General features: G+C 58.2%; 23 protein-coding genes. 5 read left to right on the plus strand and 18 right to left on the minus strand.

Going from position 1 to position 22,876, the window contains the following annotated elements:
• Positions 1–10: 10 nt before the first annotated feature.
• The 5 genes from AVO44_RS12950 (at position 11) to pdeM (ending at position 5,992) form a co-directional block, all read left to right on the plus strand.
• Complete coding sequence (locus AVO44_RS12950) at positions 11–862, plus strand: tetratricopeptide repeat protein (RefSeq protein WP_068337627.1); 852 nt, start codon at positions 11–13, stop codon at positions 860–862.
• 3 nt (positions 863–865) lie between these two features.
• Positions 866–1,411 carry a prepilin peptidase gene (locus AVO44_RS12955; protein ID WP_068337629.1) on the plus strand — a complete coding sequence of 182 codons (546 nt, stop codon included), beginning with the start codon at positions 866–868 and terminating at the stop codon, positions 1,409–1,411.
• Between the two features lie 117 nt (positions 1,412–1,528).
• A complete protein-coding gene (locus AVO44_RS12960) occupies positions 1,529–2,836 on the plus strand; it encodes an ATP-binding protein (protein WP_068337631.1) in 1,308 nt (435 codons plus the stop codon).
• A 40-nt stretch (positions 2,837–2,876) separates the two neighbouring features.
• Positions 2,877–5,288 carry a ligase-associated DNA damage response DEXH box helicase gene (locus tag AVO44_RS12965; protein WP_068337633.1) on the plus strand — a complete coding sequence of 804 codons (2,412 nt, stop codon included), beginning with the start codon at positions 2,877–2,879 and terminating at the stop codon, positions 5,286–5,288.
• A gap of 41 nt (positions 5,289–5,329) precedes the next feature.
• Entirely contained in the window at positions 5,330–5,992 is a 663-nt protein-coding gene (gene pdeM, locus AVO44_RS12970; protein ID WP_068337635.1) for a ligase-associated DNA damage response endonuclease PdeM, read from the plus strand.
• A 6-nt stretch (positions 5,993–5,998) separates the two neighbouring features.
• Here the strand turns inward: pdeM and AVO44_RS12975 are convergent, their stop codons facing one another.
• The 18 genes from AVO44_RS12975 to ruvC form a co-directional block, all read right to left on the minus strand.
• Positions 5,999–6,751 (minus strand): LytTR family DNA-binding domain-containing protein, encoded by a 753-nt coding sequence (locus AVO44_RS12975; protein WP_233421985.1) that lies wholly within the window; start codon positions 6,749–6,751, stop codon positions 5,999–6,001.
• Positions 6,752–6,950: 199 nt separating this feature from the next.
• Positions 6,951–7,841: a bifunctional methylenetetrahydrofolate dehydrogenase/methenyltetrahydrofolate cyclohydrolase FolD gene (gene folD, locus AVO44_RS12980; protein ID WP_068337884.1), complete on the minus strand. Its 891-nt coding sequence runs from the start codon at positions 7,839–7,841 to the stop codon at positions 6,951–6,953.
• A 53-nt stretch (positions 7,842–7,894) separates the two neighbouring features.
• A complete protein-coding gene (locus AVO44_RS12985) occupies positions 7,895–8,200 on the minus strand; it encodes a chorismate mutase (RefSeq protein ID WP_068337636.1) in 306 nt (101 codons plus the stop codon).
• Between the two features lie 58 nt (positions 8,201–8,258).
• Positions 8,259–9,935, minus strand: a complete 1,677-nt coding sequence (locus AVO44_RS12990) for a formate--tetrahydrofolate ligase (protein ID WP_068337637.1) — start codon at positions 9,933–9,935, stop codon at positions 8,259–8,261.
• Between the two features lie 165 nt (positions 9,936–10,100).
• Positions 10,101–10,676 (minus strand): MOSC domain-containing protein, encoded by a 576-nt coding sequence (locus AVO44_RS12995; protein WP_068337638.1) that lies wholly within the window; start codon positions 10,674–10,676, stop codon positions 10,101–10,103.
• A gap of 104 nt (positions 10,677–10,780) precedes the next feature.
• Positions 10,781–12,697 carry an ATP-dependent zinc metalloprotease FtsH gene (gene ftsH / locus AVO44_RS13000; protein WP_068337639.1) on the minus strand — a complete coding sequence of 639 codons (1,917 nt, stop codon included), beginning with the start codon at positions 12,695–12,697 and terminating at the stop codon, positions 10,781–10,783.
• A 76-nt stretch (positions 12,698–12,773) separates the two neighbouring features.
• On the minus strand, positions 12,774–14,027 hold the full coding sequence (gene tilS, locus AVO44_RS13005; protein WP_082677493.1) for a tRNA lysidine(34) synthetase TilS: 1,254 nt from the start codon (positions 14,025–14,027) through the stop codon (positions 12,774–12,776).
• A complete protein-coding gene (ybgF, locus tag AVO44_RS13010; protein WP_068337642.1) occupies positions 14,024–14,848 on the minus strand; it encodes a tol-pal system protein YbgF in 825 nt (274 codons plus the stop codon). Before ybgF ends, tilS begins: the two co-directional genes overlap by 4 nt.
• Positions 14,849–14,852: 4 nt before the next feature.
• Positions 14,853–15,368 (minus strand): peptidoglycan-associated lipoprotein Pal, encoded by a 516-nt coding sequence (gene pal / locus AVO44_RS13015; RefSeq protein ID WP_068337644.1) that lies wholly within the window; start codon positions 15,366–15,368, stop codon positions 14,853–14,855.
• Between the two features lie 88 nt (positions 15,369–15,456).
• Complete coding sequence (tolB, locus tag AVO44_RS13020; protein ID WP_068337646.1) at positions 15,457–16,776, minus strand: Tol-Pal system beta propeller repeat protein TolB; 1,320 nt, start codon at positions 16,774–16,776, stop codon at positions 15,457–15,459.
• Complete coding sequence (locus AVO44_RS13025) at positions 16,773–17,870, minus strand: energy transducer TonB (protein ID WP_068337648.1); 1,098 nt, start codon at positions 17,868–17,870, stop codon at positions 16,773–16,775. The genes tolB and AVO44_RS13025 overlap by 4 nt, the downstream gene beginning before the upstream one ends.
• A 9-nt stretch (positions 17,871–17,879) precedes the next feature.
• Positions 17,880–18,356, minus strand: a complete 477-nt coding sequence (gene tolR / locus AVO44_RS13030; RefSeq protein WP_068337650.1) for a protein TolR — start codon at positions 18,354–18,356, stop codon at positions 17,880–17,882.
• A 1-nt stretch (position 18,357) separates the two neighbouring features.
• Entirely contained in the window at positions 18,358–19,053 is a 696-nt protein-coding gene (gene tolQ, locus AVO44_RS13035) for a protein TolQ (RefSeq protein WP_068337653.1), read from the minus strand.
• Between the two features lie 109 nt (positions 19,054–19,162).
• Positions 19,163–19,570 carry a tol-pal system-associated acyl-CoA thioesterase gene (gene ybgC, locus AVO44_RS13040; protein ID WP_068337654.1) on the minus strand — a complete coding sequence of 136 codons (408 nt, stop codon included), beginning with the start codon at positions 19,568–19,570 and terminating at the stop codon, positions 19,163–19,165.
• Positions 19,571–19,817: 247 nt separating this feature from the next.
• Positions 19,818–20,441 (minus strand): hypothetical protein, encoded by a 624-nt coding sequence (locus AVO44_RS13045; protein ID WP_068337658.1) that lies wholly within the window; start codon positions 20,439–20,441, stop codon positions 19,818–19,820.
• A 60-nt stretch (positions 20,442–20,501) separates the two neighbouring features.
• The gene (ruvB, locus tag AVO44_RS13050; RefSeq protein ID WP_068337661.1) at positions 20,502–21,521 is read right to left on the minus strand and encodes a Holliday junction branch migration DNA helicase RuvB; all 1,020 of its coding nucleotides are present in this window, start codon (positions 21,519–21,521) and stop codon (positions 20,502–20,504) included.
• Positions 21,522–21,537: 16 nt separating this feature from the next.
• Positions 21,538–22,215 (minus strand): Holliday junction branch migration protein RuvA, encoded by a 678-nt coding sequence (ruvA, locus tag AVO44_RS13055; protein WP_068337662.1) that lies wholly within the window; start codon positions 22,213–22,215, stop codon positions 21,538–21,540.
• On the minus strand, positions 22,212–22,709 hold the full coding sequence (gene ruvC / locus AVO44_RS13060; RefSeq protein ID WP_068337665.1) for a crossover junction endodeoxyribonuclease RuvC: 498 nt from the start codon (positions 22,707–22,709) through the stop codon (positions 22,212–22,214). The genes ruvA and ruvC overlap by 4 nt, the downstream gene beginning before the upstream one ends.
• Positions 22,710–22,876: the final 167 nt, after the last annotated feature.

A 22,876-nucleotide genomic window follows, 5' to 3' on the forward strand; every position in this document is an offset into this window, starting at 1 on the left:
GGACGCAAAAATGCGCCAACAATTCTTGATAGCACCAATGCTGGTGTGCGGGCTGGTTTTGTCTGCCTGCGAAAAAGAAACCGAGGAAGAAAAAGTCGAACGCACCTATCAGGAGGTCAACGTCATTGACGAGACCAACCTGAGCGAGGTGTTGCTTACAGCCGCCGACCCGAATGAAGCAGTTACATATTTCCAAGGTGCCGCTTCAAAAAACCCGGACCGGATCGACCTGCAACGGGGTTTGGCAATCTCGTTAACCCGCGCGAAACGCACGACCGAAGCCGCCGCCGCCTGGAAAAAGGTGACGCAGATGAAGGGGGCCGGGAATGTCGACAAGGTTGAATATGCCGATGCGCTAGTGCGTTCGGGTAATTGGAGCCAGGCCAAAACGGTGCTGGATTCCGTCCCCCCCACATACGAAACCTTTAAACGCTACAGGCTTGAAGCCCTGGTCGCCGACTCCAGAGAAGATTGGAAGCGTGCAGATCACTTCTACGAAACTGCGGTCGGCCTGACCACGCGTCCAGGTGGTGTCATGAACAACTGGGGATATTCCAAACTGACCCGCGGTCAATACGCCGAAGCCGAGCGTCTGTTTACCGACGCAATTCGGCAGGACAAGTCTTTGTTCACCGCCAAGAACAACCTCGTGCTGGCACGGACAGCGCAAGGAAATTACAGCTTGCCGGTCGTTCCAATGACGCAAGTAGAACGCGCCATGTTGTTGAACACAATGGGTATTTCCGCGGTCAAGCAAGGGGACGTGGCGACAGCCAAAAACTTGTTCCGAGAGGCCATTTCCACCCATCCACAGCACTATGATGAGGCTGTCCGCTCGCTCCGCGCGCTTGAGGGCACCTGATTTATGAGCATTCCTGCGGCTGCATCTCTGTTGTTCCTGCCGTTTGTCCTGCCAATTTGCTTGTATGTGGCGTTCACGGATATGCGGTATATGCTTATCAAGAACCACGCCGTTGTTGCGTTGGCGATTGTTTTCGTCGTAATCGGCTTGTTCGTGTTGCCCCCGTGGGCGACCGAATGGACGACGTTAAGCGTTGGATCGTTTTCCGTCGCCCTTCCCCCATATGTTTGGCACTTGTTGCATATCGTTTTTATCTTGATACTTGGTATCTTGCTTAATTCGGCTGGCGTCATGGGGGCAGGCGATGCCAAGTTCCTGGCCGCCGCCTCGCCTTTTGTCTGGGTTGGGGACTTGAACCTGATCCTGTTCATTCTGGCGACGACCACAGTTGCAGCATTTGCTGCACACCGGCTAGCCATGCACACACCATTGCGAAAAATGGCACCGGATTGGGAAAGCTGGAACAGGGCCAAGCACTTTCCGATGGGTCTTGCCTTGGGTGGCAGTCTGGCCATTTACCTGATCCTTGGTACTGTCAACGGTTCGTAAACTATCATTAACCCGCCTTTTCACTGCCTTGGTCCTGACACAAAGCGGGGCCAAATTTTTCGCAAGCAGCCCATTGTGGGATTTTTTGCGTGATTAGTAGATAGACGGGCAACGCTCATGAATATGCAGACAACCGCGGTTATGGCCCCCCCTGCCCCCAAGGGTCTGGGCGAAATGAGGCTCCCGATCGTTATGATGCGCGACATCATGTTGAAAACGATCTTCCGAAAGAACGCTGATACCGTGTCCGAAATCGCCGCGGCGATCTGTTTGCCGGGGTCCGTCACGCAAGAATTGATCGACATGGCCCGCGAGCAAAAACTGATCGAGGCCACAGGAACGTTGAACGCCAACAGTGGCAACGAAATGGGGTATCAACTGACCGATGCCGGTAAGGCCCGTGCCTTGGACGCGCTGAGCCAGTCCGAATATTTCGGCGCTATGCCAGTGCCGCTGGATGTCTACCGTGAACAGGTTGAACGGCAGTCGATCCGCAACATACAGGTCACGCGCGATCAGTTGACGGGCGCGATGGGCCATCTGGTTCTGCCCGACAGCTTGCTGGACCAGCTTGGCCCGGCAGTCAGTGCTGGCCGCTCTGTTCTGATGTACGGCCCCCCGGGCAACGGGAAGTCGTCGATTTCCAACGGGATCAGGGATGCCTTGGGCGATAACGTCTACGTCCCCTATGCCATCGAATATGCCGGTCAGGTGATCACGGTTTATGACCCCATCGTTCACACGGCGATTGAGCAGGAAGCCGACGACCCCAACAGCCTGCGCCGCCGCAAACGGTTCGACTCACGCTATGTTCAGTGTGAACGCCCGACTGTTGTGACTGGTGGTGAACTGTCGCTCAGCATGCTTGACCTCGTCTATAATCCCACCGCGCGGACCTATCAGGCGCCGCTACAGCTCAAGTCTACCGGCGGCATTTTCATCGTGGACGACCTTGGCCGTCAGCAAGAGCCGCCTCAGGCGCTGATCAACCGCTGGATTGTTCCGCTGGAAGAGAACAAGGATATTCTTGGCCTGCAATCAGGTGAAAAGTTCGAGGTGCCCTTTGACACGCTGGTCATCTTCTCGACCAACTTCCACCCGAACGAGATCTTTGACCAAGCGGCCCTGCGCCGAATCTTCTTCAAGATCAAGATCGACGGTCCAAACCAGGAAAACTTCCTGAAAATCTTTGCGATGGTCGCCCGCAAGCGCGGCATGCCGTTGGACGAGGCCGCGTTGGTGCATCTGCTGAAGGTCAAATACCCGACCATCAACAACGTCTACGCGAATTATCAGCCGATCTTCCTGATCGACCAGATGATCTCGATCTGCGAGTTTGAGGGTATTCCCTATCAGATGAGCCCTGACCTGATCGACCGCGCGTGGTCCAACATGTTCGTCAAAGACGAGGCGATTGTTAAATAACGCCGTGCCAATTCCGTAAAGGGTTGGGTAATCTGCGCGTATGACGCAGATTCCCGCCCGGATCACTGATTGGTTTGCCACCAAGGGCTGGTCCATCCACCCCCATCAGCAGGATATGTTTGACCGGGCCTCGGACCCGGCAACGTTACTGATTGCGCCTACCGGGGGTGGCAAGACTATGGCAGGGTTCCTGCCAACTCTGGCTGATTTGGCTCAACACGAACACGCAGGTCTGCACACGATCTATGTTTCCCCCCTCAAGGCACTGGCGGCCGATATTCGCCGCAACCTGCGCGGGCCAGCGGATGAGATCGGCCTGCCTATTCGGATCGAAGACCGTACCGGCGACACTTCGGCCACGCAGAAGAAACGGCAGCGGGTGGACCCGCCGCACATTCTGCTAACCACGCCAGAAAGCCTTGCACTGCTGACCTCGTATGAAGATGCACACCGAATGTTTGCGGGTGTCCAGCGGGTGATTGTAGATGAAATTCATGCCTTGGCGGAAAGTAAGCGCGGGGATCAGTTGATGCTGGCCTTGGCCCGGCTGCAATCCTTGTGTCCCGGCCTGCGCCGGGTCGGATTATCAGCCACGGTCGAGAACCCTGACGCCATCGCGCGGTTCCTGGCCCGCCACCCTGACCCATGTCAGATCGTACAAGCTGACCCCGGTCCTGACCCCGACATACAGATGCTGGAAACCGCCGAGATGCCGCCTTGGTCGGGCGGAGGTGCGGCTTATTCGATCCCGGCGGTGCTAGAGCAGATCAAGCAACACAAGACCACGCTGATCTTCCACAATACCCGCGCACAGGCCGAGATTTTCTTTCACAACCTCTGGCTTGCCAATGACGACGGCCTGCCCATCGGTATCCACCACGGCAGTCTGGACCGGCAACAGCGGGAAAAGGTTGAGGCCGCCATGGTACGGGGTGATCTGCGCGCGATCATCTGCACCGGAAGTCTGGATCTGGGCATTGATTGGGGCGATGTCGATCTGGTGATCCAGATCGGCGCGCCCAAGAACGTCAAGCGGTTGGTTCAACGGATCGGACGCGCCAACCACCGCTACAATGCACCTTCCAAGGCGTTGCTTGTACCTGCAAACAGGTTTGAGGTGGTGGAGTGCATTGCCGCGCTCGAAGCAGCCAAGGCGCACGAACTGGATGGCGAACCGCGCGGATCTGGCCCCCGCGACGTATTGTGCCAACATATCCTCATCGCTGCCGCGGCGGGGCCGTTCAACGCAGACACGCTGTTTGGCGAAATGACTACGGCTGGACCGTACGCGGCGTTAGGCCGCGCCGAATTTGATGACTGTCTGGAATTCTGCGCGACCGGAGGTTACGCCCTGCGTGCCTATGACCGCTGGCAACGGCTGCAGCAGCGCCCGGACGGGCTTTGGCAGCTACGCGACCCCCGTGCGGCGCAGCGTATCCGCATGAACCTTGGCACCATTCAGGATACCGATACGCTGAAAGTGCGTCTGAAACGCAATCGCGGTGGCAAACCGCTGGGCGAGGTAGAAGAGGCCTTTGCGGCATCTCTCACCCCCGGAGATACCTTTCTGATCGGCGGGCAGATCGTGCGATATGAAGGCCTGCGCGAAATGGTGGTCGAGGTCACGCGACGCGCCGACAAGAAGCCCAAGGTCGCCACCTTCATGGGCACCAAGTTTGCCACCTCTACGCAGCTGAGCGACCGTATCCTGAGGATGTTCGCCCAACCCAATTGGCCGCAGCTTCCCAAGCATACTGCCGAATGGCTTTCCCTGCAGCGGGATATGTCCCGCCTGCCCCAACGCGACCGGCTTTTGATTGAAAGTTTCCCCAATGACGGCCGCGAGCATTTGTGTGTTTATGGATTCGCCGGACGGAACGCGCAGCAAACGCTGGGCCTGCTGCTGACCAAGCGAATGGAAGAGACCGGGTTTGCGCCACTTGGATTCGTAGCCACGGACTATGCAACGCTGATCTGGGGGTTGGATGCAGTAACCGACCCCCGCCCCTTGTTCCAGATGGACGCTCTGCGAGACGGGCTTGAAAACTGGCTGGCCGGAAATGCCGTGATGAAGCGCACCTTTCGCGCCTCGGCCACGATCGCCGGTTTGATCGAGCGGAACACAGGCGGGCAACGCAAAAGCGGGCGTCAGGCAACGTTTTCCTCGGATATTCTCTATGACACATTACATAAATACGATCCAAACCACTTGCTTTTGCAAATCACCCGAGAAGAGGCCATGCGTGGATTGGTGGATTTTGGCCGGATTGAATCGATGATGGCACGTATCGGAGACCGCATTGACCTGCTGCGCCTCAAACACGTGTCGCCTCTGGCCGCGCCGTTGTTTCTTGAACCTGGCAAAGTTCCTGTCAAAGGCGCGGCCGAGGAACGCCTTTTGGCCGAAGAAAGCGCACGTCTTTTGCAGGCGGCTGGGTTGGAGCCCGGCTGATACCACTTGCGTCCATCAGCGAAACAGGCAAAGAACGGATCATGAACGAAGTGACGTTTTCCTTTGTCGGGCAAAACCTCAGCGCATTGGGGTCCGGTGCCTTATGGTGGCCAGATCAAAGCCTGCTCTGCGTGTCCGATCTGCATTTGGGCAAGTCCGAGCGTATCGCGCGCCGGAGTGGACCAACTCTGCCGCCATATGACAGCAGGGAAACACTGACCCGGCTGGCTGTCGATATCACCCGAACCAATCCCGGCACCGTCATTTGCCTTGGCGACAGTTTCGATGATCTGGATGCTTCGGCCGCATTGGACTTTTCTGAAAAGCAGGACATCACCGCCTTGCAAGCCGGTCGCCGCTGGATTTGGATCGAAGGCAACCACGACCCCGGCCCTATTGATCTGGGCGGTGCGCATCTTGTGGAATATGAAGTCGGCCCCCTGACCTTTCGACATATCGCGCATCCTGGGGCGCAGGCCGAGGTCTCAGGCCACTATCACCCCAAGGCGCAATTGAGAGCACGGGGGCGTTCTATCACCCGGCCGGCCTTTCTGATAGATCAGGCGCGGCTGATCCTGCCGGCCTATGGCACTTATACCGGCGGTTTACACAGCTCAGATCACGCTTTGAGCACACTGATGAACGATCCGGCGATGGCCATACTGACGGGTCCGCAGCCTCGGATCATTCCGATGCCACGATAACGGCGGCTACAGAAGACCATCCTGTTCAAGCTGAGGTTTATACTTTCGGCTGACAGGCACCAAGTCATTGTTTTTCAAACGCAGAAACGTTTTTCCGCCCCTCTTTTCCACCCGGTCAATAGCGGTGTCCGTCACCCAGTGGGATCGATGGGTGCAGTGCCCCGGCACGGGCTCCATCTCGGCAATGGCATCACTGAAACGAGACCGGATCGTGAATGTTCCTTCTGTCGTTACCACATCTACAAAGTGATCCCGAACCGTCAGCCGAAAAATCTGCCCACCGAAGGACCCCGGCAACCGCTTTGCCAGTCGCGGCGAAACGGCGGCGGTCTCAGGTCGTGCTGCAGATGGTTGATCATAACCGCGGATCAGAACCAACCCGGTTGCAAGCAACGCGCCGTACGGTGCCACCGAAAGCATGTCCGGGGCGGGCTGCCCGCCATAGGAAACAAGCAGATAAGATAAAAACCACATCGATGGCACAAACAATCCAAGGATCAACGCAATCAAGGCAACGTCACGCCATGAAAAATACGCGCCTGTGAAATAGGTCTTGGTCACGTATTTCGATCCCCAGATGACCGCCAATGCCAACCCGACAACCCCAAACCAAAAGATCAGCCGTTCAGAAAACGGCAAGTAGAGCTTCGGAAAAGGTTGGAACGTGTATGCCAGCAAAGGGGGAAACACGAGACCCGCAACCACTCTGCGCACTTTAAGCTCGGCCAGAAATCGGCTTGGCACGACTGTCACACTCACTCAAAATTTGCCGCCGACTGAAGCCAGCCTGCATCTCCGTCGGCGCATGAATCAATTCGTAACAGACTGGAATTGTGTCTTTATCATCGAAAACACAGACATTCAAATCTGGTTCGATAAGCTCCGGCGATCTTTAAATACCAATGGGTCAAAGGCCGGATAGCCCTTTGACCCATACAAGTTTTAGAAACGAAAATTGTTAGGCGGTCAGGCCTTCCGGTTCGGTCAGGCCGTTGGCGCGGCAACACGCGGTCAGCGTATTGGCCAGAAGGCAGGCGATCGTCATCGGGCCAACTCCACCGGGAACCGGGGTAATTGCACCTGCACGTTCCGCTGCACTGGCGTAATCCACATCGCCGACCAGCTTGTTCTTACCGTCGCGCTCAATCCTGTTGATGCCGACGTCGATAACCGTCGCACCCTCTTTGATCCAGTCGCCGGGCACCATCTCGGGGCGGCCAACGGCGGCTACAACAATATCTGCGCGGCGCACAACGTCGGGCAAATCCTTGGTCCGTGAATGCGCGATCGTCACGGTGCAGCTATCGCCCAGCAGCAGTTGCGCCATCGGCTTGCCGACGATGTTCGAGCGACCAATCACAACCGCGTCCATACCCGAAAGCGAGCCGTGATAATCGCGCAGCATCATCAGGCACCCCAGCGGGGTACAGGGGACCATCGACTTCTGACCGGTGCCCAGCAGACCCACGTTCGAGATGTGGAAGCCATCGACGTCCTTGGCCGGATCGATCGAGTTGATCACAAGGTCTTCGTTCAGGTGCTTAGGCAGGGGTAGCTGAACCAAGATACCGTGGACGTCCGGGTCATTGTTCAGCTTGGCGATCAGCGCCAGCAGGTCTTCTTCGGTGGTCTCGGCATCCAGCTTGTGTTCGTACGAGTTCATGCCGACCTCAACAGTCTGCTTGCCTTTGGACCGTACATAGACTTGGCTGGCCGGATCTTCGCCCACCAGAACCACGGCAAGCCCCGGTGTGATGCCGTTTTCCTCTTTCAGTTTGCCCACCTGATCGGCCACTTGGGCACGCACCTTGGCCGCAAAAGCCTTGCCGTCGATTACCTGCGCTACCATCCTTTGATCCCTTCTTTCAAAAAACGGATCGGGCGCAATATGCGCCCGGTTTTTCATTCGGGGCCGAGCACACGTTCTTCGCGGGCAATCGACCAGTCAATCAAGATACGCCAGAGTTTCTCGGCAAGATCAGGGTCCATGCCCAGCTCATCGGAACTCATGCGCACGCGCTGCACCACGTCTTCGACACGATCCGGAATGCGGGCTGGCAGCCCCTCGCCGGGTTTCAGCTCGGACGCGCGATCAATATAGCTTGCGCGCGTTACCAACAACTCGATCAATTGGCGGTCCAGCTTGTCGATCTGAGGCCGCAATTCCTGCATTGAGTTGCAGTCTTGTGGCGGTATCAGAGTGGGCATTTCAATCTCCTCACGGCCCGGGGATATCCCCGGACCACGAGATGTATCATTCGGGCGCTTAGAACAAGCCCTCGATCTGACCTTCATCGTTGAGGCGAATCGTCTCAGCCGCCGGTTTGCGGGGCAGGCCGGGCATGGTCATGATCTCACCGCAGACAACCACGATGAAACCGGCACCCGCAGACAGGCGGACCTCGCGCACAGGAACCGAGTGGCCAGTGGGCGCACCGCGCAGGGTCGGGTCAGTCGAGAATGAGTACTGCGTTTTTGCCATACAGACCGGCAGATTGCCGTAGCCTGCGTCTTCCCACTCGCGCAGTTGGTTGCGAATCTTGTTGTCGGCCAGAACCTCGTCGGCGCGGTAAATCCGCTTGGCGATTGTTTCGATCTTCTCGAACAGCGGCATTTCGTCAGGGTAGATCGGCGCAAAGTTAGCGGCACCGTTCTCGACGATCTCAACCACTTTTTCGGCCAGAGGGGCCGAACCTTCTGAACCCAGTTCCCAGTGGCGCGACAGGATGGCCTCGACACCATGTTCGGCACAATAGGCTTTAACCGCCTCAACTTCGGCATCCGTGTCAGTGACGAAATGGTTGATGGCGACAACAACCGGAACACCGAAGGATTTCACGTTCTCGATATGACGGCCAAGATTGGCGCAGCCGGACTTTACCGCATCGACGTTTTCCGCACCCAGATCGGCCTTGGCCACCCCGCCGTTCATCTTCATCGCACGTACGGTCGCCACCAGCACAACAGCCGACGGAGCAATCCCTGCCTTGCGGCACTTGATGTTCATGAATTTCTCGGCACCCAGATCGGCGCCGAAACCAGCTTCGGTAACGACATAGTCGGCCACTTTCAACGCCGTCTTGGTGGCAATGACCGAGTTGCAGCCATGCGCGATATTCGCGAACGGGCCACCGTGAACAAAGGCAGGGTTGTTTTCCAGCGTCTGCACAAGGTTGGGCTGCATCGCGTCTTTCAACAGGACGGTCATTGCGCCTTCGGCCTTGATGTCGCGGCAGTAGACCGGGGTTTTGTCGCGGCGATAGGCTACGATGATATCGCCCAGACGCTTTTCCAGGTCTTGCAGGTCGGTTGCAAGGCAGAGGATCGCCATGACCTCAGACGCAACGGTGATGTCAAAGCCTGTCTCACGTGGGAAACCATTTGATACGCCACCCAACGAGGCGGTGATTTGACGCAAGGCACGGTCATTCATGTCAACCACGCGGCGCCATGCCACGCGGCGGATATCGATTTCACATTCGTTGCCCCAATAGATGTGGTTGTCGATCATCGCAGACAGAAGCGAGTGCGCCGACGTGATCGCGTGAAAGTCACCTGTGAAGTGCAGGTTCATTTCCTCCATCGGAACAACCTGCGCGTACCCGCCGCCTGCAGCACCGCCTTTCATGCCAAAGTTCGGGCCAAGCGACGCTTCGCGGATACAGATCATCGCGTTCTTGCCGATGCGGTTGAGACCGTCGCCCAGCCCAACGGTTGTGGTGGTCTTACCCTCGCCCGCGGGGGTCGGGTTAATCGCGGTGACAAGGATCAACTTGCCATCTTCCCGGTCCTGAACCGAGTTGATGAAGTCCTGACTGACCTTTGCCTTGTCATGGCCGTAAGGCAGCAGATCAGTAGACTCGATGCCAATTTTCGCACCAATTTCCTGAATCGGCTTCTTGTTTGCCTCGCGGGCGATTTCAATGTCGGATTTATAGCTCATTGGGCAGGGTCCCTGATTTAATGCCGTGCTAAACCGGCGCGATGCGTCGGCGCTGGGAAACCCATACCGTTGTGTACCAGAGAGATGGCTATAGATTCCGACATAATCATGCCGCGAAACGGCGTTAAGGTGGATCAGGCGCTGCTCATCGGAAACAGGCGGACCTTAAGGCGCCCAATTTCGCTGATCCGGTACAAACAGGGCCATCGTATCGCCCAGCCTCAATTCTCCGGGCCGTTCAACCCATGCGGTGACACCGCGCCGCCCCTGGGCAGCCGCCTTGAATGCCGCGCCATGGCCGGGCAAGTCTGCTTCGATTTCGCGCCCCGGAAGAACACAGGGGCGGTTTTCCATGTCGACCACTATGGTCAGACCGCCGGCAACCTGAAGCCGTGACGATGGTGGAACATGCGTGAAGTCAGGGATACCACGCAGCACAAGGGAAGCCCCCAGAAGCGAGGGGTCCAAATCTTGAATGCCCATCTCTTTTGCTGTCGCCGCAATCTCTTCCAGAGACAATACTGACAATTGCCGGACGTTGCGGATTTCAGTTCCCTTTGGGTAAAGGTTGGCCACGCGTACGCAGGACGCCCTGTTTTCGCCTTCATGCCGCGCCCCAACGTCACCCGAAAACCCAAGGTCAAGCCAGTCAACCGCTTTGGCCCGAATACTGGTTCCTGCGGGGACATGACCCAGCCAGACAACCTCTGCCTCATAGTCGGTCTTGCGTAAAACCGGCATGCTTGTTTCCCGTCTCAGCCGCTTATTGAAGCGCACTAGAGGACAGAAAGCCAAGAATGAAAAGACAAAAAAAAGACCCGGGACATTGCCCGGGTCCAGTCCGTTTAAGCCGAGGGTTCCGGCTCCATCCCGCCTTCGGGCGGAGATTTTTTGACCTTGGTTTTCGGAATGGCGGTGACGCTGGGCGCGCTGCCTGCGTCAGGCTTGTCGCCTTCGTCATCGCTTTCGTTCGGGGACTCACCGTTCATGACGCGCTTGATCTCATCGCCAGTCAGGGTCTCATACTCCAGCAATCCTTGCGCCAGCCGCTCCCACTCTTCGTTTCTGTCGCTCAGAATCGTGTGCGCACGCTCATAGCCCTGTTGGATCAGGCGCTTCACCTCTTCTTCGATCAACTCCTTGGTATGCGCAGAGACCGAGAAGCCGGCGGTGTTGCCCTGATAGCCCTCGTGGGCTTCGGCGTAGTCGATATTGCCCACCTTGTCCGACATGCCCCAGCGCATGACCATCGCGCGCGCCAGCTGGCTGGCCTGCATGATGTCACCCGCCGGGCCGTTTGATACGTGATCCTCACCGTATTTGATAACCTCAGCGGCTTTACCGGCCATAGTCATGGCTAGCTTTTGCTCACACTCGTCACGATGATAGTTCAGGCGATCCATTTCCGGCAGCGAGACAACCATACCCAACGCGCCACCGCGCGGGATGATCGTTGCTTTGTAGACCGGATCACACAGCGGCAGTTCCAGACCAACCACGGCGTGACCAGCTTCGTGATACGCCGTCTTTTCCTTCTGATCCTGAGTCAGCACCATCGAGCGGCGCTCGGCGCCCATCATCACCTTGTCTTTGGCGTTCTCAAAGTCTTCCATGGTGACAAAGCGACGACCCACGCGCGCGGCCATTAGCGCGGCTTCGTTGACGAGGTTCGCCAGATCAGCACCCGAGAAGCCCGGCGTACCCCGCGCGATGATGCGCAGATCGACATCAGGCCCAAGTGGCGTTTTGCGGGCATGAACGCCCAAAATTTTCTCACGGCCTTTGATGTCGGGGTTGCCGACGGTCACGTTGCGGTCGAACCGGCCCGGACGCAGCAGCGCAGGGTCAAGAACGTCCTTACGGTTCGTCGCGGCCAGAATGATCACACCTTCATTCGCCTCAAACCCGTCCATCTCAACAAGCAACTGGTTGAGGGTCTGTTCGCGTTCGTCGTTACCACCACCGTAACCGGCACCACGATGGCGGCCCACGGCGTCGATTTCGTCGATGAAAACGATACAGGGCGCGTTCTTCTTGGCCTGTTCGAACATATCGCGCACGCGGCTCGCGCCCACGCCTACGAACATTTCGACAAAATCAGAGCCTGAGATGGTGAAGAACGGCACACCCGCCTCACCTGCAATGGCGCGGGCCAGCAAAGTCTTACCTGTACCCGGAGGGCCAACCAGCAGCGCGCCTTTAGGAATCTTGCCGCCCAAGCGCGAGAATTTCTGCGGGTTGCGCAGGAATTCGACAATCTCTTCCAGTTCTTCTTTGGCTTCATCAATGCCCGCAACGTCATCGAACGTCACTCGGCCGTGCTTTTCGGTCAGCATCTTGGCCTTGGATTTGCCAAAGCCCATCGCGCCACCTTTGCCGCCACCTTGCATCCGGTTCATGAAATAGACCCAGACACCGATCAAAAGCAGGAACGGTAGAAGCGTGATCAGGAATGATTGGAAACCCGATTGTTGCTGTTTAACAGCCTGAAATGGAATGTTTTCATCAAGCAACAGCTTGGTGACTTCGGCATCACCGGGCTTGATGGTTACATAGCTTGCGCCGCTTTCGGTGGTGTAGCGGATCTGCTCACCATCAACCGTCACATTTTTGACTTCGCCGCTTTCGACAGCGCTGACAAAATCGGAATATGTTCTTTCATTACTTTGGAGCGTTCCGCCTTGACCGCTGAAAAAATTAAACAGTGCAAGGATCAGTAGAAACAGAACGACCCAGAAGGCGATGTTACGAGCGTTGCCCAAGGAAGATCTCCCACAAGATTTCGGCAGATGGAGGTCTGCCGCTTTGTTTTATAAAATAGAGAGGATTCAAGCAGGTTCAATGCGATAAAATTGAAGAGTAGAACTCGGGCCGATGTGGCGCAAATTCGGCTGTCCAACCATTTGAATAAGCGACCAATGGCGCCGAAAGCAGTTTTTCCCCCTTCCAAACTGCGGGTGAGGATAAAAGCGCCTTGCGGGGTTTTCCCAAGTCTCGCCAGTCGGGCACTTGCGGCAAACCGTCCTTTCCCAGCACGCGCACCTCGGCACCGGGCGACGGTGGCCCCGATAGAATCCAACGGCTATCCCAAACCTCGTTCGGAGCGGACATTTCCCCCGCCACTGCGTTTAGCTCCCTGCAAAACCACGTTTTATTGCCATGCGGGATCAATAAGCAGCCAGATAGCGTCATTGTCCGGCCATCCGCGACGGCCGCAACGGCCTTATCGACGGCGGCCCGACGCGGCGCGTACCCCTGCCCCGCAATCCATGCGATGATCGCCACAACCAACCGTCGTTGAATTTCTGCAGGGACCTGTTTGAAACCACTGCGGTCCAGACAGACATCCCCGCCATCAACCACAGAGATGCTACGCGCGGATTCTTGCGTATAGCGCGCTAAAGCCTCACGCGCTTGTGCAAGATTTTCAGCCACCCGGGCCAAAGACTGCGCAGAAATCCCTAATGTCTTGAGGTCCTGCAGCGCTTTGCGCGCCTTGATCCGGTCGAACCTCTGATCCTGATTCGACGGATCTTCAACCCAGCCCACATCAAGCTCTGACAGATAGTCCCGTAAGGCTTGCCGCGTGATACCCAGCATCGGACGCAGCAATGTGACGCCATTGTGGACCCTTGCATTGGGCATGCCAGACAAGCCTGTCACACCAGCCGCCCGGCCCAACCGCATCAGCACAGTCTCGGCCTGATCGTCCGCCGTGTGGCCAAGTGCAATCGCCGAGATGTCGTTGCGCTGCGCCCAATCCGTCAACAAACGGTATCTTGCCTGTCGGGCCTGGTCCTGCAAGTTCCCTGCACCATCCCAGCCCTGCCACAGAAGTGTTTCATGCGCGATACCCAAACGCGCGGCCTGATCCGCCACCTGCTTGGCCTCATCAGCGGCTTCGGGACGCAGCCCGTGGTTCACGGTTGCTGCAAACAGGTGGATATTTTCGGACTGCGCAATCTCATGCAACAAATACATCAACGCGACCGAGTCCCCTCCGCCGGACACAGCAACGCCCAATCGCTGCGGCAGATGTTCGGGCAGCCCAGCGCGCAGTTCAGATCGAAGCGTTTCGGCCTGATGGGTCAAGAACAGCCCAGCGACGCCATTTCCTGCGTGGCCGCAGACACCGTGGCCGAGGCCGGAAAACGCACGCCGACTTCGGACAGGGTAATGCAGGCCTGATCGGTCTGTCCCAAACGTCCCAAGGCCGCCCCCAGTTCAAAGAGCGCCTCAGACGCAAAGGCGCCTTCAGAATCACCAGTAAAGCTGGCGAGGAACGCCCGTGCGGCTTCACGCGTGTTGCCCAGCCCTTCAAGCGCCTGACCGCGTTTCAGGTGCGCCTCGGGCGCAAGCGGGCTTCCGGGGTACGAAATATCGAACTGCGCAAACTGATCGGCCGCAGCCTGAAAATCCCCTTCGGCCAGCGCCAGTGCAGCAGCTTCGAAGTCGGACTGCTCACCAACCGCCAACTCTCCTTGTTCGGTCGCGGCTGGAGCGAGCGGAGAAGCCGGTGCAGCGGCGGTGATCTCTGCTTCGCCGCCCAAAGTCGAGGTCTCACCCAGCGTGCTGAGATCGCCGCCCTCAAGTTCGACAAGGCGGAATTCAAGGTCGCCGATCCGATTGGTGCCGTCGGTCACGATATTCTGCACCCGCTGGTTCAGCTGTTCGGTCTGACGGGTCAGGCGCTGCAACTCGGCCTCGATGGCATCTACACGCTCGAGAACGGAACTGCCGGACAGGTTCGGGGCCGGCGAACCGGTCGTCGAAAACTCACGCTTCAGGCGCTGTATTTCGACGTGAAGCACGGTCAATTCCTGCCGGATATCGGCCAAAGTCTGCTGATCCTGTGCTTGTGCCGCACCGGCGGTCGCAACAACCGCGGCCAGAATCCATCCTGCAATTCTCATCGTCTTACCCCAAGGTTGAACCGGTCAGCACCGTCACCGCGCGGCGGTTCTTGGAATAGCAATCCTCGGTGCTACAAATCTCGATCGGGCGTTCCTTGCCATAGCTGACCGTGGTCAGACGGTTGCCCGCCACCCCGCGCGAGATCAGGTATTCGCGGGCTGCATTCGCCCGGCGCGCGCCCAAAGCAAGGTTGTATTCGCGCGTACCTTGTTCATCCGCATGCCCTTCTATGGTCGCAACATAGTCCGGGTTGGCCAGCAACCACTGGGCCTGCCCCTCTAGGACCGTCTGAGCCTGCGCTGTCAGGGTCGATTGATCCACCGAAAACAGAACCCGGTCGCCGATCGTTTGCTGGAAATATGCCGGTGAGCGCGGATCGCTGGGTGAGCCCGACGCGAACGCCCCATTGGCCCCATTTGCGCCATTGCCAAAGCCGCCCAGGCCGGATGGGTCGTTATTGGTACAGGCCGCCATCGCGGTCAGCGCACCCAAGGCTATGATTTTGCCCAATACATTCATTCCAAGTGCCTCGTTGTTTTATCGGTTTATTGCCGTCTCTGTACCACAGTGCAGGTTTCTTGTGAACTTTTCCACACCTCTACCCCGATCAATTCTGCAATGGCCCCCATGAGGGATCGCTGCCACCGTCCGGCGTACGCACCGGGCGCAGGTTCCGGCCCGAGATATCCACCGAATACAATGTTGCCCGGCCACTGGCCCCTTGGGTTTCGCGGGTGAACATGATGACCCGGCCGTTGGGGGACCAGGTCGGACCTTCATCCAGGAACGACGATGTCAGCAGCCTTTCTTCGCTGCCATCCGTTCGCATGACACCGATGTGGAAACGGCCCTTGTTCTGTTTGGTAAAGGCGATCAAATCCCCGCGCGGCGACCAGACCGGGGTGCCATAGCGGCCTTGGCCAAAACTGATACGGGTCGCCTCGCCTCCATTGGCGGGCATTATGTAAAGCTGCGGCGTGCCAGATCGGTCGCTTTCAAACACAATCTGCGATCCGTCCGGCGAATAGCTGGGGGCCGTTTCAATTGCCGGGGTGTTGGTCAGTCGCGTGCTTTGACCCGAGGCCAGATCCATTCTCCAAAGGTCCGTGTTGCCGCCCTGGATCAGAGAGTACACGATCGAACGCCCATCCGGCGAGAAGCGGGGCGAAAAGCTCATCGTGCCGTCCTGGGTATTCAGCGCGGTCCGCCTGACCCGATCAACGTCCAGCACGTAGATGCGCGGCTGGCCGGTTTCGTAGCTTGTGTACAGCAGCCTGTCACCTGTGGGTGAAAACCGCGGGGCAAGAACAATGGCCGAGCTGTCCGTGAGGTACTGCACATTCGCGCCGTCGTAATCCATGATCGCCAACCGCTTCAGCCGCTGATCCTTTGGCCCGCTTTCCGACACAAACGCCACACGGCTGTCGAAGTAACTGCCCTCGCCTGTGATCCGGCTATAGACCTGATCAGAGACCTTGTGCGCCATGCGCCGCCAGCCTTCGGTCGTGCCAGCGAATTGAAGCCCATTGCCCAGTTCCTGCCCCGAAAACACATCCCAAACCCGGAACCGCACAGTCAGGCGGTTGCCCGAGACGTTTACCGCCCCGGTCACAAGCGCCTCGGCATTGATGGCCTTCCAATCCGCAAACTGTACCGGAGAATCAAAACTGCTGACACGGCTGATGAACGCATCGGCAGAGATTTCGCGGAACAGCCCGGTGCCGGTCAGGTCAGCTGCGACAACGCGTGTAATGTCATTTGCATATTGCGCCGCCGCCGGTCCGTCGGGCACGAAATTTGGCACCGCAAAGGGCAGCGGTTCAATGATCCCCTGATCCAGTTCCAGGCGCAATGGCCCGCTTTGGGCGTAGACCGGCGCTGCCAATATCGTCAGGCCGAGCAACAGGCTGGTCACAAATCTTATCATTTTATCCGCATCCTCTCGGGATTGAATGTAATCTCAATATCCTGCCATTGCTCGTATTTTTCAGCAGGCAGGGTGTATCCTTTGGCCCCACAGCGCAAAATCGCCCGTCGTGCGGCCTCAAAAGCCTGATTTGCCGACGCAGCCGTACCGCCTGAGCTGTCGATCATGCGCAGACTCCCCCCGACAACTTTGCCATCCGGGGTCAGCGAAAACGCCACAACCACCACCGTCTGCAACGCATCCGTGGACAAAGAACCCACGTTCCAGCACTGCGATACGGCAAGGCGCATGGCGTCTTTCTCTCCGCTCGTCAACGGCGGGCCGGAGGGTGCACTATTTTGCCCCAACGCCTCGGCCAGAGCATCATCAATTGCGGTGTCGTTCTGCGCAGGCTCGGGCGGGGTCGGGTCCTGTTCTTCGGCCACTTCAGGCTGGGCCGGAGGTGAAGGCCGGTTCGGTCGCACTCGCGGTCGTGGGGATGTGCGCGGTGCATTCTCTTTGGTTTCTTCGGCTTCGGTCACAATTTGATCGGTGGCCTCTTCCGGGGCGGTTTGATCCTGCTGCTCTTGCTGGGTTTCGGAGCCGTCATCCAGCGACACGGCGGGTGTTTCCACCTCATCGGGCTGAGCCTCTGGCGGCGGCGGAGCGATGGGCTGTGGTGCAACTTTATCGGCCGGGCGTGGCTGGGCCTCGGGGCCCGGAGGAACTGGCAAAGTCTCAGACACGGTTTCTGGCTGATCCAGTGTAGGGGGCTCTTCGACCAATTCGGGTTCAGGGGGTGCCTCAACTGGTTCCGGTACGGGATCGGGGTCAGGTTCTGGCGGTGTCACGACTTCGGGCGGCGTCAGCTCCTCCTCCGTCGCTTCGGGTGGCGTCACGTCTTCGGTAGGCTCTTCGGGAGGCTGTAACGCCGTTGGGGTTGGCACCTCGGGCGCGGTACTCTGCGCGGTCAGCGCAGCAAATTGCTCAGCCGACACCACCGAAACCTCCTGTACCGCCATTGGCAAGGGCTCGGACCGAAAGGTGCCGCCAAACAGGGCCCACCCAATCAAGGTGACATGGGCAATAGCTGAGATCTTGGTGCCGGTATCCACCGCGCGGCCTCACTCTCCACCTTCGTCCAAGGCTGGCCCACCGGTGTCTGTCACCAGGCCCACATTGGAAAACCCACCTGCATTCAGCGCGCCCATGACCTGCATCACCTGCGCATAGGGGATAGATCCATCCGCCCGCAGGAACACGCGGTCACTGCTGCGTTCTGCCGCGATGGCGCGTAGCTTGCCAATCAACTCCTGCCGCAAAACGTCCGTAGTCTGAATCTGTACCCGTCCATCTGCGGTCAGCGTCACGGTCAGAGGTTCCTCATTATCCCCGGGCAGCGCACTGGCCGCGGTTTTCGGCAGATCGACCGGCACGCCCACGGTCAGCAAAGGTGCAGCCACCATGAAAATGATCAGCAGCACCAGCATAACATCAACGAATGGCGTTACGTTGATCTCGGCCATGGGTTGCGCGCGACCACGGCGGCGCCCCCGCCTGCGTCCATTACCGCCTCCGTTCTGTTGAACAGCCGCGCCCATGTCAGCTGTCCAACTGGCGCGAGAGGATCGTGGCGAATTCGTCGGCAAAAGCCTCGTAACCACCGACAATCCGATCACTATCCGCACTAAGCTTGTTGTAGAAGATAACCGCCGGGATCGCGGCCAGCAGGCCCAAGCCCGTCGCCAAAAGCGCCTCGGCAATACCGGGTGCGACCACGGCCAAGTTCGTGTTCTGTTGCTCGGCAATCTCGATGAAGGCGTTCATGATGCCCCAGACGGTACCGAACAGGCCGATGAACGGCGCGGTCGAGCCTACGGTGGCCAAGATGGACAATCCCTTTTGCAGCGTCTCGGCCTCTTTCGCGATTGCAACATCCATCGAGCGGTCAATCCGCGCGGTGGCCCCGGCGATGAGACCACCATCAGTACGATGCGATCGCCGCCATTCGATCATGCCGGCCGCAAAAATCTTCTCCGAGCTGCCATCCGGTTGGGTTCCGATCTGGTCGAACAATTCATCCAGAGGGTTACCTGACCAGAAGCTTTCGTCAAACACCTGCGCCTCGCGCCGTGCGGCGCGGTAGTTGATCAGTTTTTGAATGATGATCGCCCACGACCAGATGGATGCAGCAATCAGCATCAGCATCACAAGTTTGACGATAAATGTCGCGCGGGCATACAGCCCCCACATGGAGAAGTCGATCTCCTGCGCCAGCGCCAGCGTTTCAGCTTCCATGAACCTGCTCTTTGTTTTGCCTGAGGGCCGTTCGTTTGGCCTTGTTTTTCCAAACGCTAACCCAGATGGTTATGAAAAGCCAACAGAACCACTTCGGCCTCGCAATTTGTTACAGCAATGCGCGAATCTCTGCCGGAAGACGTACGGGCTTTCCTTGTGCATTCATGCATACGGCGGTGACTGTTGCGCGAAAAATCTCGGTTTCGCCGCGCTTTATCAGCTGTCCCATCATCAGCCGAACGCCGGACCGCGAGATAAAGCGCGTTTCCACCGTCAGCTCGTCCTCGAACCTCGCGGTTGCCAGATAGTCCGCCTCGATCCGCCGGACGACCCAGACGATCCCCTCATCACGCATGGCGTTCTGATCATTTCCCAGCTGGCGCACGTAGTCCGAACGCGCACGTTCTATATATTTGAGGTAGTTCGCGTGATAAACCACGCCGCCCATGTCGGTGTCTTCATAGTAGACCCGCACGGAATAGACGTGCTTTTTCTGCTCGGGTTCTTGGTCGGTCATAGGGGACGGTCCGATCTTTCAATACTGTTGAAATTTGCTGACGCGGGACGTGCCATGCCTCACATATATATAGCCCCGCGTGCAATCCCTGTATGACAACAATTTTGCATGCCGCTATTTCGGAGAAAGAGTTTTTTCACCTGCTGACTTATTTAACGGCTAAGCCTAGTGCGCGAACAGAGTTGGACCGGAAACGGATCATTGATCTGGGCATTTCGACGCGCTAGATACCCCAGCCGCCTGTGTCCTACTGCACTGGCTTCATCCGCGCAAACAACCGCAGCGCATGGGACGCTTCCCGCGCCGCGCCGGGCAGAACAGGGTCATAAGCCGCCCGGATCAACTCGGCTATGTCTGGCCGCAGAACCGTCGTTTGCCCCGCCACAGCCAAGGGCGATTGTGAGCGAAAAGCCGTGTCCGACCACAGTAGAATGGTCTGCACCACCTGGCTCAGCGCCAAGGTTTCGGCCGAAACCTTCGACAATTCATTATCCATCCTCAGAAAGACAAAAGCCGCGCGGATCGCGCCATCCTCTTCGAACCGAAAGACCCGATACTGATTGGCATCCGCCGCCACCAGACGGTCCATCAAGGGCGCCAGATCCGGGATCAAACGGTCGAGGTCGGGAACCTCCAGCAACTCCTGCCAGTCGCGAAAAAAGAAGACCATGCAATTGGCGCCCAGCTCAGGATCGGTCTCGGCCATCTTGTGCCCGGCCAATGCCACCACTGCCTCGAACGCACCTTTGACGGTGGACAGGGTCGCATCCTCAACGCCAAAAACAATGGGAACAATGGGTCGCCCCCAACGGGCAAACAGAAAATCACCATTTTCGCGTGTAAACAGCGCCTCGATCTGATCGGGTGTCACGCCCTGCCCCCAGTGTTTCAAACAAAGCCGCCAGAGCCTTAAAGTCTAATGGCGCGCAGTTCAACCAAACAGATCGCTCTGTCGCTTGGGGGCCACCATGCCCAGATGCCTCCATGCTTTTTGCGCCAGCATCCGACCGCGTGGCGTGCGCTGTATCAGACCCTGCTGCAACAGATATGGCTCAATCACTTCCTCCAGCGAGTCCCGGCTTTCGGACAGGGCCGCCGACAAGGTTTCGATCCCCACTGGTCCACCGGCATAGTTTTCGGCGATCAGTTTCAGATACCTGCGGTCTGCCCCATCCAGACCCAGATTATCGACCCCCAGCCGCGTCAACGCACCATCGGCCAGATCACGGGTGATCCGCCCGTCCCCTTCGACAATTGCAAAGTCCACAACCCGGCGCAGCAAACGCCCGGCGATTCGCGGTGTCCCGCGTGAGCGGCGGGCGATCTCGCGCGCGCCATCATCTTCGGCAGGCGCACCCAGTTTGCGGGCGTTACGGGTGACGATCTCGTGCAGCTCATCAACAGTGTAGAACTGCAAGCGCGTTGGTATCCCGAAACGGTCGCGCAAAGGGGTCGTCAACAATCCCATCCGCGTCGTTGCCCCAACAAGCGTAAAGGGCTGCAACTCGATACGCACGGTGCGGGCGGCTGGCCCCTCACCGATTACGAGGTCCAGTTCGAAATCTTCCATTGCGGGGTACAAGACCTCTTCGACCGCAGGGTTCAAACGGTGAATCTCGTCAATGAACAAAACGTCCCGCGATTCCAGATTGGTCAGAATCGCAGCCAGATCGCCCGCCTTAGCCAACACGGGTCCTGAAGTCATTCGAAAGTTCACCCCCAACTCCCGCGCCATGATTTGCGCCAGAGTGGTTTTTCCCAAACCAGGAGGGCCATGAAACAGCGTGTGATCCATCGCCTCGCCCCGCTGGCGAGCCGACTGGATAAAGATACGCAGGTTGGCTCGGGCTTCGGCCTGACCGATGAACTCATCCAGACCCTGCGGGCGCAGGGCGCGGTCATTGTCCTCGGGCAGCGGGTCCGGGCGCAAGGTGGGGTCGGCATCTACCATATTATCACCCTCTCATTCAGCTTTTCGGGGCAAGCAGTTTCAGCGCAGCCCGGATCAGGTCAGCCTCACCCGCATCAGGCTGGCTGGCCGCTGCTTCGGCCACTGCAGAGGCCGCATCTGAAGGTCCGTAGCCCAGATTGCCAAGCGCTGACAGCGCCCCGGCCGAGGCCGCCGCCGCGCCCGAAACCGCCTTCGCCGCTCGCTTCGGCGCGGCGGTTGGTTCGGTGAGGTCGACAACATCCAGTTCTGGCCCCTCCATCGCCTCAGTCACAGTCCCGCCCATCGCCATTACACCCGGAGCCTTGTCCTTTAGGTCCAGCACAATCCGTTGCGCCGTCTTGGGCCCGACCCCCTTGGCCGCCTTGACGGCACCCCAGTCACCCAGAGCAATCGCCCGGCTCACGCCATCCGGCCCAAGCGCCGACAGGATGGCCAGTGATACTTTGGCCCCGACGCCCTGAACCGAGCACAGCAACCGGTGCCATTCTTTCTCCACCAGCGACAGGAAGCCGTAAAGCTGCATCAGATCCTCGCGCACGACCATATCGGTGTAGATCGATACAGCCTCACCCACACCCGGCAAGGCCGCCATCGTCCGGTCCGAGCAATAGACGATATAGCCGACACCGCGTACATCGATCAGCACGTGATCCGCCGCGCGGTAATCCAGCCGACCCGTCAATTTCCCGATCATACCCGCACCTCTTTGATCCGCGCTTGCGGCGCTGCCCCGTAATACGAGTGACAGATGGCAATCGCCAGTGCATCCGCAGCATCCGCCCCTTTGGGTTGGCAACCCGGCAATTGCAGTTTGACCATGTGAAGCACCTGCTCTTTTTCGGCGTGACCGACGCCCACAACCGTCTTCTTTACCCGATTGGGAGCATACTCACCTACTGGCAAACCTGCCTTGGCCAAGGTCAGCAACGCCACACCTCGCGCCTGACCCAGCTTTAGCGTACCCGCGCCATCCTTGTTGACAAAGGTCTGTTCGATAGCCGCCTGATCGGGCCGATGCTCGGCGATGACCTCGATAATTTGGTTATGCAAGGACAGTAATCGCTCGCCCAGATCGTCACCATCCGATTTGCACAAGCCGTTGGCAACATGACTCAGTCGGCTGCCATGCGATTCGATGACGCCCCACCCCAGGGTTCTAAGCCCTGGATCAATGCCCAGAATTCGCATGTTATGCCTCGGTCTGCTCGGGTTTTTGTGACCTTTGTTTCCGGATAGCACGAAGCATGAACATTTTCCAAGCGATTTGACTCGTCATCCGAAAACGACACGCCTGTCTCACCAACGACAGAACGGCCTGTTTGCGACAACGAAAAGCCTGGAGTCGACACGATTCA

The sequence above is a fragment of the Ruegeria profundi genome (assembly GCF_001507545.1).
In the GTDB taxonomy this organism is placed as follows: Bacteria; Pseudomonadota; Alphaproteobacteria; order Rhodobacterales; family Rhodobacteraceae; genus Ruegeria; species Ruegeria profundi.

What these genes read in the sequence shown, in the direction of transcription:
- AVO44_RS12950 (WP_068337627.1), top strand. Translation starts at nt 11, where the DNA reads ATGCGCCAACAATTCTTGATAGCACCAATGCTGGTGTGCGGGCTGGTT.
- AVO44_RS12955 (WP_068337629.1), top strand. Translation starts at nt 866, where the DNA reads ATGAGCATTCCTGCGGCTGCATCTCTGTTGTTCCTGCCGTTTGTCCTG.
- AVO44_RS12960 (WP_068337631.1), top strand. Translation starts at nt 1,529, where the DNA reads ATGAATATGCAGACAACCGCGGTTATGGCCCCCCCTGCCCCCAAGGGT.
- AVO44_RS12965 (WP_068337633.1), top strand. Translation starts at nt 2,877, where the DNA reads ATGACGCAGATTCCCGCCCGGATCACTGATTGGTTTGCCACCAAGGGC.
- pdeM (WP_068337635.1), top strand. Translation starts at nt 5,330, where the DNA reads ATGAACGAAGTGACGTTTTCCTTTGTCGGGCAAAACCTCAGCGCATTG.
- folD (WP_068337884.1), bottom strand. Translation starts at nt 7,841, where the DNA reads ATGGTAGCGCAGGTAATCGACGGCAAGGCTTTTGCGGCCAAGGTGCGT.
- AVO44_RS12985 (WP_068337636.1), bottom strand. Translation starts at nt 8,200, where the DNA reads ATGCCCACTCTGATACCGCCACAAGACTGCAACTCAATGCAGGAATTG.
- AVO44_RS12990 (WP_068337637.1), bottom strand. Translation starts at nt 9,935, where the DNA reads ATGAGCTATAAATCCGACATTGAAATCGCCCGCGAGGCAAACAAGAAG.
- AVO44_RS12995 (WP_068337638.1), bottom strand. Translation starts at nt 10,676, where the DNA reads ATGCCGGTTTTACGCAAGACCGACTATGAGGCAGAGGTTGTCTGGCTG.
- ybgF (WP_068337642.1), bottom strand. Translation starts at nt 14,848, where the DNA reads ATGAGAATTGCAGGATGGATTCTGGCCGCGGTTGTTGCGACCGCCGGT.
- pal (WP_068337644.1), bottom strand. Translation starts at nt 15,368, where the DNA reads ATGAATGTATTGGGCAAAATCATAGCCTTGGGTGCGCTGACCGCGATG.
- tolB (WP_068337646.1), bottom strand. Translation starts at nt 16,776, where the DNA reads ATGATAAGATTTGTGACCAGCCTGTTGCTCGGCCTGACGATATTGGCA.
- tolR (WP_068337650.1), bottom strand. Translation starts at nt 18,356, where the DNA reads ATGGGCGCGGCTGTTCAACAGAACGGAGGCGGTAATGGACGCAGGCGG.
- tolQ (WP_068337653.1), bottom strand. Translation starts at nt 19,053, where the DNA reads ATGGAAGCTGAAACGCTGGCGCTGGCGCAGGAGATCGACTTCTCCATG.
- ybgC (WP_068337654.1), bottom strand. Translation starts at nt 19,570, where the DNA reads ATGACCGACCAAGAACCCGAGCAGAAAAAGCACGTCTATTCCGTGCGG.
- ruvB (WP_068337661.1), bottom strand. Translation starts at nt 21,521, where the DNA reads ATGGTAGATGCCGACCCCACCTTGCGCCCGGACCCGCTGCCCGAGGAC.
- ruvA (WP_068337662.1), bottom strand. Translation starts at nt 22,215, where the DNA reads ATGATCGGGAAATTGACGGGTCGGCTGGATTACCGCGCGGCGGATCAC.
- ruvC (WP_068337665.1), bottom strand. Translation starts at nt 22,709, where the DNA reads ATGCGAATTCTGGGCATTGATCCAGGGCTTAGAACCCTGGGGTGGGGC.